This window comes from Acidobacteriota bacterium (genome assembly GCA_004299485.1).
In the GTDB taxonomy this organism is placed as follows: Bacteria; Acidobacteriota; Terriglobia; order Terriglobales; family SCQP01; genus SCQP01.
Genome location: SCQP01000002.1, coordinates 33,536 through 46,869, shown reverse-complemented (window position 1 = coordinate 46,869; position 13,334 = coordinate 33,536). Strand labels below are relative to the sequence as shown.

The following is a 13,334-nucleotide window of genomic DNA, read 5'->3' as shown; positions in this document are numbered from 1 at the left end:
CATGACACCGACCCGGACTTTTCGCTACCGTGGCGCGCGTCTGTGTGGCGGCAGCCTCGCCCTGGAGCCTCTGGCAGCCCGCTTTGGCACTCCGCTGTACGTCTACGATTTCGACGCCATCGCCCGCGCTTACCGGGCCTATACGCACGCGTTCCGCGGCGTACCGCTCCAGCTTTGCGCGGCCGTCAAAGCCAACGGCAATTTGTCCCTCTTGCGTCACCTGGCGCGCATGGGGAGCGGCTTTGATGTGGTCAGCGGCGGCGAGCTGGAGCGCGTCCTCCGCGCCGGCGGCGACGCCGGCAAAATCGTCTTCAGCGGCGTCGGTAAGACCGCGGCGGAAATCGACCTGGCGCTCGGCGCGGGCATCCTGCTGTTCCAGGTCGAATCAGAGCCGGAGCTGGCGTTGCTGGCCGAGCGCGCCGCCCGGCGCCGGCGGCGCGCCCGCTTCGGCCTGCGCGTCAACCCCGACATCAGCGTGCGCACGCATCCGCACATTGCCACCGGCCTGCGGCAACACAAGTTCGGCATTGAGCCCTCGCTCGCGCGGCGGCTCTATCTCGCCTCCCGCCGGCAGCGCTGGCTGGAGGCGGCGGGAATCGGCTGTCACATTGGTTCGCAGATTCTCTCCTGCCGCCCCTTCGCGCAAGCCACCCGCCGTGTCCTCCGGTTGGCCGGCGAGCTCGAGGCCGAGGGCGTGAAGCTGCGGCTCTTCGACGCTGGCGGCGGTTTGGGCATTGCCTACCGCGAGGCCCAGCGCCCGCCCACTCTTGCCGCCTATGCTGCGGCCCTGCGCACCGCGGCCGGCCGCTGGCTGGCACGGCCAGACCATCAACTCTTACTCGAGCCCGGCCGCAGCCTGTTTGCTTCCGCCGGAGCCCTGCTGACACGCGTCACCTATGTCAAACACCACGCCGGCCAGACCTTCGTGATTACTGATGCCGGCAGCAATGACTTCATGCGCCCCAGTCTCTACGGCGCCTATCACGAAATTGTCCCCCTCCGCCGCCGTCCCGGCGCGCGGCAGCGCGTCGAGATCGTCGGCCCCATCTGCGAAAGCAGCGACTCCTTCGCCCATGCCCGGCTGCTGCCCCCAGTCGAGGCCGGCGATCTGCTCGCCCTGCTTGACACCGGCGCCTACGGCTTCACTCTCAGCTCCAACTACAACGCCCGGCCGCGCGCCGCGGAAGTCGCCATCGCGCACGGCCACGCACGCCGGATTCGGCGGCGTGAGCAATCCGTAGATCTTTGGCAGGCTGAACTCTAGGCTTGCTTCTTCTTGGTCGCCCGCTCCCTCGCCCAGCGCTTCTTCTGCGCTTCCGCGATTCTCGCCCTGCCCTCGGGCGATAGCCGGTGCGAGCCCGCCAGCCCTGCGGACCCGCCGTTATGGTTCAATTCCCGTAATATGCGGATGGCCGAATCAATCCGCTTCTTTTGGTCCTCTAAATCCTGTATGGCTTTGCTTATCGTAGACATCGTGAGTTTGGCTCTCCTCTAAACTCATTCCGGTACTTAGCGAGTTATAACGACGCCGCCCTCAAATGTCAATCGTTCTGTGCGGCATGATCCCGGCCGCACGCTCGCGGTAGACTGGTTGCACGGGGCGTAGCGCAGCCTGGTAGCGCACCTGCCTTGGGCGCAGGTGGCCGCCGGTTCAAATCCGGCCGCCCCGACCAGTTTCTAACGGAGGAAATCATGAACGGCGGACGGCTGAGCAACGACGAGACCTTCCTACTCGGCGCCGACGAGTTGCGCGTGCAATTGCATGCGCTGGCCCCGGACGCGGCCGCCGCCGAGCGTGCCCTGGCGCGCATCGGCGTGCGTTTCCCCGAAGAAGCCGAACAGCTCACCGGCTTCTGGCTCGGCGGCCAGCGAGCCGCGTGCGAAGATCTCCTGCGCGTCGTCCTTGCGCAGCATGCTGCCGACAGTGAGGACTAATGGCGGCAGCTCGGAGGATCCGTGAGCGCCAGCGGGCGGACCCTGCCGGGAATCGAAGCCCGCACTCCAAGCGACCAACGGGAGCGACCAGGGCAAAAAGTGGCGAGCCACTTATTCGTCGAGCGCCGCGGTGGTTTCCATCTCCCGCGAAGACATGGGCTTGTGGAAAATCCGGTACCGCGCAATCAACGCGTGCTTCAGCGCCCATTGCACGTCTTCGTCTTCCGGCGCCTTGCGGCCGCTCTGCCGCGCATACATTTCCAACTTCAAAAAGTCCACCAGTCCCAGGCGAATATTTCCTTCGCACACGATCGCCCGGTTGCCCTGAGGGATAAGATTGTACTTGCCCATTCGGGAGGTCTTTGCCATTGGAGTCTTCCCTCGCCGATTTGCGTGGAATATTAACCACGAAAATCTGTAGTATTGCGGCGAATAACCACCATTTTAGCACGCCCTGGTTGTTTTTGAAATCGCAAAACCAACATTTCCATTTTTCATAAAGCACACAACAGCATGCACGAACAACATTGGACCGAATTAGAACGTCGCGTTGCTGCCGCCGAAGCGGGTGGTGGAACCAAGCGGCAGGAGCATCAGCACGAGCAGGGCAAACTCCTGGCGCGCGAGCGCATTGAGGTTCTGCTAGACGAGGGCACATTCCAGGAATCCGGTCAGTTGGTCCAGCACCGTGTCGAGGACTTTGGCTTGGCCCAGCAGCGCATCCCAGGCGATGGCGTAGTGACGGGATATGGCCGCATTGATGGCCGCCCTGTCTTCGTCTTTGCCCAGGACTTCACCGTTATGGGCGGCACACTTTCGGAGGCCAATGCCGCCAAGATTTGCAAAATTATGGATCAGGCCATGCAGATCGGCGCCCCGGTCATCGGACTGAATGACAGCGGCGGCGCCCGGATTCAGGAGGGCGTGGCCTCCCTCGGCGGCTACGCCGACATTTTCCTGCGCAACACCCTGGCCAGCGGCCTCATCCCGCAGATTTCGGCCATCCTCGGGCCCTGTGCTGGCGGCGCGGTCTACTCACCCGCCATCACCGACTTCATCTTCATGGTCCATCCCACGGCTCACATGTTTGTGACCGGGCCGGATGTTATTAAAGCGGTCACACACGAGGAGGTAAGCAAGGAAGATCTGGGCGGCGCCCTCACCCACAACCGCACCAGCGGCGTCGCCCAGTTCATTGCGGATAGCGATGAGTCCTGCCTGGCCATGATCCGCGAATTGCTGAGTTTTCTTCCCTCGAATAACCTCGATGATCCCCCGCGTCGGCCCACCAGCGATCCCGCCGGCCGCTCCGCCTCCGAACTGGATTCCCTTGTCCCGGCATCGAGCGATCAGGCCTACGACATCCGCGACGTGATTCGCGCCGTGGCCGACGACGGCTATTTTTTCGAAATCGCCGAGCAATACGCCCCCAACCTGGTCATCGGCTACGCCCGCCTGAACGGCCGCAGTGTGGGTGTCGTCGCCAATCAGCCCCTGCACCTCGCGGGCGTGCTCGACATCAACGCCAGCGTGAAAGGCGCTCGCTTCGTGCGTTTCTGCGACGCCTTCAACATCCCCCTCGTCACCTTCGAAGACGTTCCCGGCTTTCTGCCCGGCACGCAGCAGGAGTGGGGCGGCATCATCCGCCACGGCGCCAAGCTGCTCTTCGCCTTCGCCGAGGCCACTGTGCCCAAACTCACCGTCATCACCCGCAAGGCCTATGGCGGCGCGTACTGCGTCATGGCCTCCAAGCACATCCGCACTGACGTGAACCTGGCCTGGCCCACGGCGGAGCTGGCCGTCATGGGCGCCGAAGCCGCCGTGAATGTAATTCACCGCCGCGAAATCGAAGCCGCCCCCGATCCCGACGCCACCCGCCGCCGCCTCACCGCCGAGTTCCGTGAGCGCTTCGCCTCGCCTTTCCCTGCCGTCGAGCGCGGCTACATCGACGCCGTCATCCGCCCCCGCGAAACCCGCGCCCGCCTCATCCAGGCCCTTGAAATCCTGCAAGGCAAGCGCCAGACCCTCCCCCGGAAAAAGCACGGCAACATCCCCCTCTAGAAGTTTTCAGTTTTCTGTAATCAGTTTTCAGTTTTGCCCCGCCATCCGCTGAGATCCCGCGGGCGTCACCGTCCGGCTGAAAACTGACAACTGATAATTGAGAACTACTTCGTCAGTTGCGCCGTCAGCGTGCCCCAGAAGGCGCGCGTCTGAATCTCGACCGGCAGATGCCGCGCATCATCGCTGAACCAGACCCAGAGCTGACCCAGCTTTTTGTCGCCGCCACTCATCAGCTCGGGCCGCACCCGTACCGCCGAAAACCGGCCCGCCGGCGTGCTGATGGTTTCGTGCAAATCGACGACGCAGCGCACATCGCTCGTCTTGCCACCCTCGTTGACCCGGAAGCTGTAACTGTCGCCCACATGCAACCGCTGCGCCCGGATGTAATCCAGCGCCGTTAGCATATCGGCGACACAGCCGGGAATCGGTTTGACGTCGTGCTTGTGCGCCGGCGGGTGCGCTGCGGGATTGGTTTCATCCAGAATGAGCCGGTGCTGCTCCGGCTCGAACTGAATATCCGTCAGCCGGTGGCGCCGGCCCTCCAGCGTGTTGTTCACCGCGCTGGTGGTACAGAACGTCGCCGGATCGTAGTTGGAAACCATATTGTCATGCACCGGATAAAACAGATCGACCAGCTCCGATCCATTCGCCGTGAAATGGATCTGCCGCTGCCCTCCCTGCTCGGTCCAGCTCAGGCTGGCCGTGCCCGCAGGCAGCAGACGCCAGTGAGCCACATAGTGCAGCGTTCCCGCCAGCGGCGGCGCCGGGGGCTCGGGCGTTTGCGCCACGCCTCCCCACACGCCTGCCAGCAGCAAGCCCAACAGGAAGCTCAGCCCTACCACGGCGCCACCACGTGCAGCTTCCACTTCAGCACCAGCACCACCGCCAGGAAACAAAACCCCGCCAGCGCCTGATATTCCCGGTGCCGGCGATACAAGGCCAGCGAGAATCCGCCCCGCGCGCCCTCACCCCAGCGTCCGAAGCGCGGCAGCAACCGCGGCACCCGCGCGGCGTATTCCTGAAAGGCAGCGCCAAAGCGTTCCGCCAGGTAGCCTTCTTCGGCGCGAATCACCGGCAGGTACACCCCCAGCAGCAGCACGAGCGCCAGCACCGCCAGCAGCCAATAATCCGCCGCAATCACAAACCCTGCGCCCAGTAGCGCACTGCCCAGGTACAGCGGATTGCGCGTATAGCGATACGGGCCGGTCGTCGCCAGGGCATCATTCTTGCGGATGTAGCCGGCAGCGCAGGCGCGCAAGGCCAGCCCGAGCGCCGCAATCGGCAGCCCCATCGCAAGGCTCAAGGGCCGCGGATGCGCCCACACGATCAGCGCCACCCCCGCCACAAACCCCAACGGCACACGCCAGCGTTGCAGTGCGGAACTCATCGCGTCGTCTGCTCCAGCAATTCACCGCACGCCGCCGCCACTTCTTCCGGTGTAATCGCCAGCATCGCCGGCGAGTACGTTGCGCCGCGCTTGTAAGTAGTCAGGTTGGTTCGGCGGATCACACGGCTATGGCGCGAGTACGGACCATTGCGCGCCGGGTCGGTGGGCCCAAACAACGCCACGGTAGGCACATCCAGAGCCGCCGCCAACTGCAGCGGCCCGGTATCGCCGCCAATCACCAGCCGCGCGCGCTTGAGCATGGCCGCCAGCTCACACACATCGCCGGAAAACAGCCGCGCGCGCACCGCATTGGCGCGCCGGTAGGCCTGCTCCATCTGCTCTTCCCCCGGCCCTCGATTGAGCACCACCGCCAGCCCGTAATCCTGCTCCAGCAGCTCCGCCAACCGTGCGTAGCGTGCGCTTGGCCAGCGTTTCGACGCCCATCCACCCCCGGGCGACAGAAAAGCAAATTCGCCAATCGCGTTGCTCGCAATCCAGTCATCGGCCGTGCGCTGCGCCTCAATAGGTATCGGAAACGGAAATTCGTAAATGCGCTGCAACCCACCGCCGGCCACGGCGGCCGCCGCGATATCCAGGTATTGGTCCACCGTATGAACGCTGGTCGCTTGCACGTGCTGATTGTAGGCGAAGCCCGCCAGCCATTCCCGCAGCACCGGCTTGGCAAAGCCAATACGCTGCGCCGCGCCGCTCAGCCGCACAATCGTCGCCGATTTCACCGTGCCTTGTAAATCCAGCGTAATGTCAGGATGAAACGCCCGCACGCGGCGCACATCATCACGAAACTCCTCCCACGGCCGCGGCGGCTTGCGCAACGCCAGGCTGTCGACCGTAAACACCTCGTCCAGATCAGGATGGCGCTCAACCAGCGGCAACCACTTCTTCTCGACCACCCACGCCAGCCGCGCCTGCGGCATCGTCGCGCGCAAACTGCGCGCGACCGGCAGCGCATGCACGATGTCGCCCAGGCTGCTGAGCTTGACGATCAGAATGCGCATCGGCCCGTTCGGGCTGCCATTGCCTCCGTTGGGTTCACGAGGAGCCACGGTCTACTCAGTATCGCCGATCAATCGGCGCCGCGCAGCCGGTCCAGCAGCTCCCGGGTGGAGTGGTGCTTCGGGTCCCCCACGATGCGCACGGCAATCCCCAGCTCGCGCGCTATGGCCGCCTCCGGCACTGATTCCATGGTGTAATCGGTGCCTTTGACATGAAAGTCCGGGTGCAGCGTGCGCAGCAGGGGCTCGACGCTAAGTTCGTCAAACACCGTCACCGCCGCCACGCCGCGCACCGCCGCCACCAGCTCCGCGCGCGCCTGCTCCGGCAGAATCGGCCGGCCCTCCCCTTTGAGCTGGCGTGTGCTGGCGTCGGAATTGATCGCCACCACCAGTTGGTCAGCCACCGCCGCCGCTGCCTGCAAATAGCGGACATGCCCCACATGCAAAATGTCAAAGCAGCCATTCGCCAGCGCGATCGTCTGCCTCCGGCCCCGCCACTCCCGTGCGCGGTTCAGCAATGGCTCCCGCGCAAGAATCTTATCGCTGCACAGCATCGCTCAGCTCCCCCGCAGACACCGTTGCGGTCCCCGGTTTCATCACCACCAGCCCGCCCGCACAATTCGCCAATTGCGCCGCCGTCGGCCCATCGGCCCCGGCCGCCAGCGCCGCGGTAAAGACGGCGATCACGGTGTCGCCGGCGCCAGTGACGTCGAGCGCCTGCTGCGCGCCGAACACCGGCCAATGCCGCGTGCGCTGTCCCGGCTCGAACAACGCCATGCCGTCCCGCCCGCGCGTCACCAGCAAATGTCGGCAGCGCAGGCGCCGCAGCAGCTTGTGCCCTGCCTGCTCCAGTGCCGCCAGCGGCTCGGCAGCCTCCGCAATCTTAACGTTCAGAGCCGCTTCCAGTTCCGGCTCGTTGGGGGTCGCCGCGGTAAAACCGGCATAGCCGGCAATCTGAAAGCGTGCGTCCACGGCAGAAACCGGCACGTGCGCCGCCACCGTGGCCGCCGCGCCAGGCGTCACCGCGCCGTAGCCGTAATCAGAAAGCAGCAGCGCCTGCGCCCCCCGCACCGCCCGCCGCGCTGCCGCTGCCAGTGCCCGCTGCTGCGCCGCCGGCAACCCCGCCGGTTCATGGTCGAGCCGTACCACCTGCTGCGGCGCGGTATGGGCATGATGCGCCAGAATCCGTGTTTTGGTCGGTGTCGGCCGCTCGCGTAGCCGCAGCACCTCGCCGGTCGCAATGCCCGCGGTGCGAAAAATCCGCAGTAGTTCCCGGCCCGGCTCATCCGCACCCACCGCACCCACCAGCCGCACCGTCACCCCCAGCGCCGCCAGATTCAGCGCCGCATTCGCTCCGCCGCCCGCCGCCACCTGCCGCCGCCGCTGCTTCAGAATCAGCACCGGCGCCTCGCGTGACACCCGCGCGATCTCGCCATCCACAAACACATCGGCCACCAGGTCGCCCCACACTGTGACCGTCAGCCGCGAAAACCGGCCCAGCACCTGCCGCAGATTGTCTGTGGCTGCTCGCATCGCCAGCTTAGCTTAACAAAACCCCGAACTCATGCGGCACGTCCGGCATGGGCTCTCGGGGCTAGCATTGCGCTGCTGTCGGGCAGCCAACTGTAAGCTTGTGGCGGCAGCTTGGAGGAGCCCTGAGCGTCAGCGGGCGGACCCTGCCGGGAATCGAAGCCCGCACTCCAAGCGACCAGCGGGAGCGACCAGGGCAAATAGTGGCGAGCCACAATGCCGCTGTTAGGCGCTGCGGATCGGCGGCAGCGGGGCGGCCACGCCAGGTCGATAACGGTGGTTGATAATCAACCACCGTTGACGCCAACCAGAATCCACTGGCAGGCCGCCAGGGCATCGTCGGCGATGTGCTCCGGCTTCAGGTCCGGCTTTTCCAGAAGCTGCGCTTCCCCATACCCGGTGCGCACCAGCACCGCGCGTGCGCCCACGGCATGAGCCAGGTCTACATCGTGGTAGCGGTCGCCGATCACCCACGACCGCGCCAAGTCCAGGCCGAGCTCGCGCTCAGCCTGGCGCAACATCCCCGGCGCGGGTTTGCGGCACTCACACACGCCCGCATAACCAGCTACCACCCCTTCAGGATGATGGGGACAGTAGTAAGTCGCATCCAGGTGCGCTCCTCCGGCAGCGAGGTTATCCTGCAGGATAGCGTGCAGTTCGTGAATGGCAGCTTCGGCATAGTAGCCCCGCGCCACCCCCGCCTGGTTGGTCACCAAGACCGCCGCCCAGCCGGCATCATTAACCGCGCGCACCGCCGCCGCCGCGTATGGGAAAATATGAAATTGCTCGGGCCGGCCGGCGTAGCCAACCTCTTCGTTCAGCGTTCCATCACGGTCGAAGAAAATCGCCGGTCGCATCGCCCACTTAGCTTATAACGAAACCTGCAGGAGCACGGTTATGCCCTTGAAACCACCCCAGATCACCCCCTTCTTGTGGTTCAACGATAATGCCGAAGCCGCCGTGGATTTTTATCTCAGCGTCTTCCCGAACTCGCGCCGCCTTCGCGAGCTGCGCAACCCGGCGGGGGCGCCCGGTCCTAAAGGCGCCATTTTGACCCTCGAATTCGAGCTGAGCGGCCATCCCTTTGTGGCCCTCAATGGCGGTCCGGCATATCAGTTCAACCCCGCGGTGTCTTTTTTCGTGACCTGCCGGGACCAAGCCGAAATTGACTATTACTGGTCACACCTGACCGAGGGCGGCCAGGAGATTCAATGCGGCTGGCTGACCGACCGCTTCGGTCTCTCCTGGCAGATCGTGCCGTCGGAAATCATGGAGCTGATCCGGCACCCGCAGGCCTTTCAGGCCATGTTGACGATGAAAAAATTCGACCTCGCCGCGCTCCAAAAGGCCGCTGGCGGACCCGCAACTCAGTAGTACCTAGCCGGGCAGCACGGGCGCGGGTACGATGGAGCAAAGGCATGCTCTCCCGGATTTTTCGTGTTCATTTCGTAGGCATTGGCGGCATCGGCATGAGCGGCATCGCCGAAGTCTTGCTGGTACAGGGCTGGCCCGTCTCCGGCTCCGATCTGCGCGCCTCGCCCATCACCGAACGCCTGCAGGCCATGGGCGCACGCATCCACATCGGCCACGCCGCCGCCAACCTCGGCGATGCCGAAGTGGTCGTGACCTCAAGCGCCGTCGCGCCCGATAACCCCGAGGTCGCCGCCGCGCGCGCCGCACAGATCCCCGTCATCCCGCGCGCCGAAATGCTGGCCGAGCTGATGCGCCTCAAATTCGGCATCGCCGTCGCCGGCATGCACGGCAAAACCACCACTACCTCCATGATCGCCACCGTGCTCGCTGCCGTCGGCCTCGACCCCACCGTGGTCGTGGGCGGACGCCTCGACGCCATCGGCTCCAACGCCCGCCTGGGCTCGAGCAACTATCTCGTCGCCGAAGCCGACGAAAGCGACCGCTCGTTTCTCGCTCTGGCGCCCATCATGGCCATCATCACCAACCTCGACCGCGAGCATCTGGACTGCTACCGCGACCTGAGCGACATTCAGGACGCTTTCGTGACCTTCGCCAACCGCGTTCCGTTCTACGGCACCGTCATCGTCGGCGCCGACGACGAAGCCACCCGCGCCATCCTGCCGCGCATCCGCCGGCGCTCGCTCAGCTATGGACTGCACGACGATTGCGACCTGCGCGTCCTGCGCCCGGAACTGCACGGCATGGAAGCACGCTTCTCGCTGCAGCCCACGACGGCGGCGGCGCATTTGCTTGGCCGCGAGCAGCTCGCCAACCGCGATCTGGGCGAATTCCGCCTTCGCCGCCCCGGCCTGCACAACGTCCTCGATGCCACCGCGGCGATAGCCGTCGGCCTGCTCCTCGGCCGCGACCTGGAACTGATTCGCGCCGCCATCGCCGATTTCGGCGGCGTCGATCGCCGCTTTCAGCTCAAGGGCGAAGTCGGCGGCGTGCGTGTCATCGACGACTACGGCCACCACCCCACCGAATTGGCCGCCACCCTCGCCGCCGCCCGCGAGGTCGTGCATCACCCCACGCAGGGAAACCCGCCCGGGCGCGTGCTCATGATCTTTCAGCCCCATCGCTACACCCGCACGCTGCACTTGCAGCACGAATTTGCCCAGGTGCTCGCGCTCGCCGATCAGACCTGGCTGCTGGATATTTACCCCGCCGGCGAAGCCCCGATCCCCGGGGTCTCGAGCGAGGCTCTGGCGCGTCAGGCCCTCGCAACCGGCGCCCTCGTCACCTACGCAACCAGCGCCGATGAGGCCATCTGCGCCGCCGCCCGTGCCGCGCGGCCCGGCGATTTAATCCTGACCCAGGGCGCCGGCAACGTCTCCAGCCTGGGCGCAAAGCTGCTCGGTGCATTGCAAGCCGCGCAAGCCGATAGCGTGAGGGCGCCCGCATCATGAGCAATGCCACGCGAAAGGTGCGCATCGTACGCGACGGTCCCGAGCCGCCCGCGCCCCGCGCCGAAGACGAACTCGAAGCCCTCGACCCCGAAGCTCCGCCAGAGGCCCCGGACGCAGAAGAAACCAGCTACCGCCGCCGCCGGGCCCCCGTCCCCGTGCGCCGCAAGCGCAGCCGCGACTGGGCCCAAATGCTGCGCCGCGGCTGGCGGCCCTCCCTCGCCGCTGCTCTCGCCCTGCTGGTGGCGTTCGCGCTGTACAGCCTCGTCTTCCGCAGCTCCTGGTTCCTGCTCGAAGGTTCCGGCCAGATCGCCATCACCGGCGCCCACCAGACCGATGGGCAACGGGTGCTGGCCGTCTTCTCCGCCGATCTGGGCCGCAACCTCTTCTTTATCCCGCTCTCCCAGCGCCGCCGCGCCGTCGAGCGCATCCCCTGGGTGCGGCAGGCTGCGGTCTTGCGCCTGTGGCCCGCCCGCCTCGAAGTCAAAATTCAGGAGCGCACACCCGTGGCCTACGCCCGCGTCGGCAGCCATCTCGACCTGATCGATGCCCAGGGCGTGCTGCTGGAGCGGCCTGCCAAAGCCAATTTCGATTTCCCCGTGCTCACCGGCCTCGCCGGCATCAGCGCCGTCAACCCCAACGCCAGCGAGTGGCTGGACCAGCGCCAGCCGCAAGTCGCCCGCTGGAGCGCGCTGCAACAAGCCGTCGCGCCGCTGGGCCATCACGCCGCCTTCGCCATTTCCGAAGTCAACCTGCGCAATCCCGGCGATCTGCGCGCCCGCGTCAGCCTCGGCGCCGGCAGTTCCGTGCTGGTGGATCTGGGCAACCGTAACTTCGAACCGCGCTTCCAGCTCTTCCTTTCCCAGATCGCCTCCTGGCGTCAGAAATACCCCAACATGGTTTCCGTCGATCTCCACTTCGATGGCCAGGCGATTGTCGATCCCGGCCCCACCGCAGCACCCGCTCCCGCGGCCAGCACCAAGCCTTCCCGCGGAGAGCAGCGGTGAACCCGGTCCCGCCCCTAACCTTCAACATTCTCGATCTCGGCACCGCCCGCACCACGCTGCTGCAGATCCGCGTCGCCGGCGGCCACATGCGCTACGCTGGCCACGTCACCCTCCCGACCGCAGGCATGCGCAAAGGCGCCGTGGTGGCGCTGGAGGCGGTCGCCGGCCGCATCCGCTCCGCCGCCCTCGCGCTCGAGCGTCAGACGGGAACGCCGGTGGAGCGCGTCTTCCTCAGCCTCACCGGCGCCCAGGTGCGCGGCCTCGCCAGCCAGGCTGGCATCGCCCTCACCTCCCGCAGCCGCGAGGTCACACGCGAAGACGCCCGCCATGTCCTCGACCTGGCTCGCACCATGACGCTGCCCGATGACCGCCAGATCCTGCACGTCGTGCCTCAGGAGTTCGTGCTCGACCGTCAGGGCGGCATCCATGAGCCGGCCGGCATGCTGGCGACCCGTCTTGAAGTCCGCGTCTACGCCATCACCGTCGCCGTCGGCGCCAAGGACAACCTGGTGCTCGCCGCCAACCACGCCGGTCTCGAAGTTGAGGAACTCATCTTCGCCCCCCTCGCCGACGCCGAAGCCTGTCTCGCCACCGAAGACCGCTACGAAGGCGTAGCCATCGTCGATGCTGGCGCCGGCTCGACTACCGTCCTCTGTTACAGCCAGGGCAGCATCACCCACGCCGGCTCCGTCGCCATCGGCGGCGATCATTTCACTAACGACCTCGCCATCGGCTTATCGACGCCGCACGCCGAAGCCGAACGCATCAAGTGCGGCTTTGGCGTGGCCATGGGCGCCAATATCGGCGAGACCAGCGTCATTGAGGTGCCCAACATCGGCGAGCAATCCTCCCGCCAGGTCCCCCTGCGCCGCATCTCCGATTGCATCGAGCCGCGCGCGCGCGAGCTGGTCCGCCTTCTGCAAGTCGAGCTGGCCAAGGCCGGCGGCCTGGGTGCCGGCATCGTCCTCTGCGGCGGCGCCAGCCGTCTCCCCGGCTTCAGCGATTTGCTCGCCGAGGCCACCGGGATGCCCGTGCGCGACGCCGCGCCCACCTTAGTCGAAGCCATGCCCTCCGCGTTCGCCGAACCCGAGTACACCTTCTCCGTCGGCGCCTGCTACTACGCCCACCGCCTCGTCGCCCGCCAGCAGCAGCAACCCACCTTCTGGGACAAGCTCCGCGCCAAGTGGGCCTCCCTCGCCGACTGAACCAGCGATCAACGTTCAGCAGTCAGCTTTCAGCTCTGCCGAACCACCCCGATCGAGAGCCGCCGACACCCCGCCCCCGGCGGCAGCTTGGAGGAGCCCTGAGCGCCAGCGGGCGGACCCTGCCGGGAATCGAAGCCCGCACTCCGAGCGACCAGCGGGAGCGACCAGGGCAAAAAGTGGCGAGCCACGCTGATGGCTGATGGCTGAAAGCCAATCTGTTGATCCGCAAGGCCTTCCGCCGTTCAACCAGCCCGTCGAACCGCTCGGGTGCGCCAAACCGCCATTCGCCGCATTGGCCTTGAGACCCCTGTCCCCGG

Annotated in this window: 14 protein-coding genes and 1 tRNA gene; 8 read left to right on the top strand and 7 right to left on the bottom strand. The window is 66.0% G+C overall.

Going from position 1 to position 13,334, the window contains the following annotated elements; translation table 11 throughout:
* Position 1: 1 nt before the first annotated feature.
* From lysA to EPN33_03025, 3 genes are all read left to right on the top strand, one after another.
* On the top strand, positions 2-1,264 hold the full coding sequence (lysA, locus tag EPN33_03035; GenBank protein TAN23806.1) for a diaminopimelate decarboxylase: 1,263 nt from the start codon (positions 2-4) through the stop codon (positions 1,262-1,264).
* A 332-nt stretch (positions 1,265-1,596) separates the two neighbouring features.
* A tRNA-Pro gene (locus tag EPN33_03030) sits at positions 1,597-1,673 on the top strand.
* A gap of 19 nt (positions 1,674-1,692) precedes the next feature.
* Complete coding sequence (locus tag EPN33_03025; GenBank protein ID TAN23805.1) at positions 1,693-1,935, top strand: hypothetical protein; 243 nt, start codon at positions 1,693-1,695, stop codon at positions 1,933-1,935.
* A gap of 111 nt (positions 1,936-2,046) precedes the next feature.
* Here the strand turns inward: EPN33_03025 and EPN33_03020 are convergent, their stop codons facing one another.
* Positions 2,047-2,304, bottom strand: coding sequence for a hypothetical protein (locus EPN33_03020; protein ID TAN23804.1), 258 nt, complete (start codon positions 2,302-2,304; stop codon positions 2,047-2,049).
* Between the two features lie 144 nt (positions 2,305-2,448).
* Between EPN33_03020 and EPN33_03015 the strand changes: the two genes are divergently transcribed.
* Positions 2,449-3,996, top strand: a complete 1,548-nt coding sequence (locus tag EPN33_03015) for an acyl-CoA carboxylase subunit beta (GenBank protein TAN23803.1) — start codon at positions 2,449-2,451, stop codon at positions 3,994-3,996.
* A gap of 104 nt (positions 3,997-4,100) precedes the next feature.
* On the opposite strand, the gene EPN33_03010 is transcribed toward EPN33_03015, so the two are convergent.
* The 6 genes from EPN33_03010 to EPN33_02985 all read right to left on the bottom strand — a co-directional run bounded on the left by EPN33_03010 (position 4,101) and on the right by EPN33_02985 (position 8,783).
* Entirely contained in the window at positions 4,101-4,946 is an 846-nt protein-coding gene (locus EPN33_03010; protein ID TAN23802.1) for a DUF3108 domain-containing protein, read from the bottom strand.
* Complete coding sequence (locus tag EPN33_03005; GenBank protein TAN23801.1) at positions 4,832-5,383, bottom strand: isoprenylcysteine carboxylmethyltransferase family protein; 552 nt, start codon at positions 5,381-5,383, stop codon at positions 4,832-4,834. The genes EPN33_03010 and EPN33_03005 overlap by 115 nt, the downstream gene beginning before the upstream one ends.
* Positions 5,380-6,447, bottom strand: coding sequence for a glycosyltransferase family 9 protein (locus EPN33_03000; protein TAN23800.1), 1,068 nt, complete (start codon positions 6,445-6,447; stop codon positions 5,380-5,382). The genes EPN33_03005 and EPN33_03000 overlap by 4 nt, the downstream gene beginning before the upstream one ends.
* A gap of 20 nt (positions 6,448-6,467) precedes the next feature.
* Complete coding sequence (locus EPN33_02995; GenBank protein TAN23799.1) at positions 6,468-6,950, bottom strand: D-glycero-beta-D-manno-heptose 1-phosphate adenylyltransferase; 483 nt, start codon at positions 6,948-6,950, stop codon at positions 6,468-6,470.
* Positions 6,934-7,929, bottom strand: coding sequence for a sugar kinase (locus EPN33_02990; GenBank protein TAN23798.1), 996 nt, complete (start codon positions 7,927-7,929; stop codon positions 6,934-6,936). Before EPN33_02990 ends, EPN33_02995 begins: the two co-directional genes overlap by 17 nt.
* A gap of 284 nt (positions 7,930-8,213) precedes the next feature.
* Positions 8,214-8,783, bottom strand: a complete 570-nt coding sequence (locus tag EPN33_02985) for an HAD family hydrolase (GenBank protein ID TAN23797.1) — start codon at positions 8,781-8,783, stop codon at positions 8,214-8,216.
* A gap of 40 nt (positions 8,784-8,823) precedes the next feature.
* Here EPN33_02985 and EPN33_02980 point away from each other — a divergent pair, with 40 nt between their 5' ends.
* The 4 genes from EPN33_02980 to ftsA are packed head-to-tail and all read left to right on the top strand — an operon-like array spanning position 8,824 to position 13,017.
* Positions 8,824-9,300 (top strand): VOC family protein, encoded by a 477-nt coding sequence (locus EPN33_02980; GenBank protein ID TAN23796.1) that lies wholly within the window; start codon positions 8,824-8,826, stop codon positions 9,298-9,300.
* 44 nt (positions 9,301-9,344) lie between these two features.
* Positions 9,345-10,808: a UDP-N-acetylmuramate--L-alanine ligase gene (locus EPN33_02975; GenBank protein ID TAN23795.1), complete on the top strand. Its 1,464-nt coding sequence runs from the start codon at positions 9,345-9,347 to the stop codon at positions 10,806-10,808.
* On the top strand, positions 10,805-11,812 hold the full coding sequence (locus EPN33_02970) for an FtsQ-type POTRA domain-containing protein (protein TAN23794.1): 1,008 nt from the start codon (positions 10,805-10,807) through the stop codon (positions 11,810-11,812). Before EPN33_02975 ends, EPN33_02970 begins: the two co-directional genes overlap by 4 nt.
* Positions 11,680-13,017 carry a cell division protein FtsA gene (ftsA, locus tag EPN33_02965; protein ID TAN23793.1) on the top strand — a complete coding sequence of 446 codons (1,338 nt, stop codon included), beginning with the start codon at positions 11,680-11,682 and terminating at the stop codon, positions 13,015-13,017. Before EPN33_02970 ends, ftsA begins: the two co-directional genes overlap by 133 nt.
* The last annotated feature ends 317 nt before the right edge of the window (positions 13,018-13,334 follow it).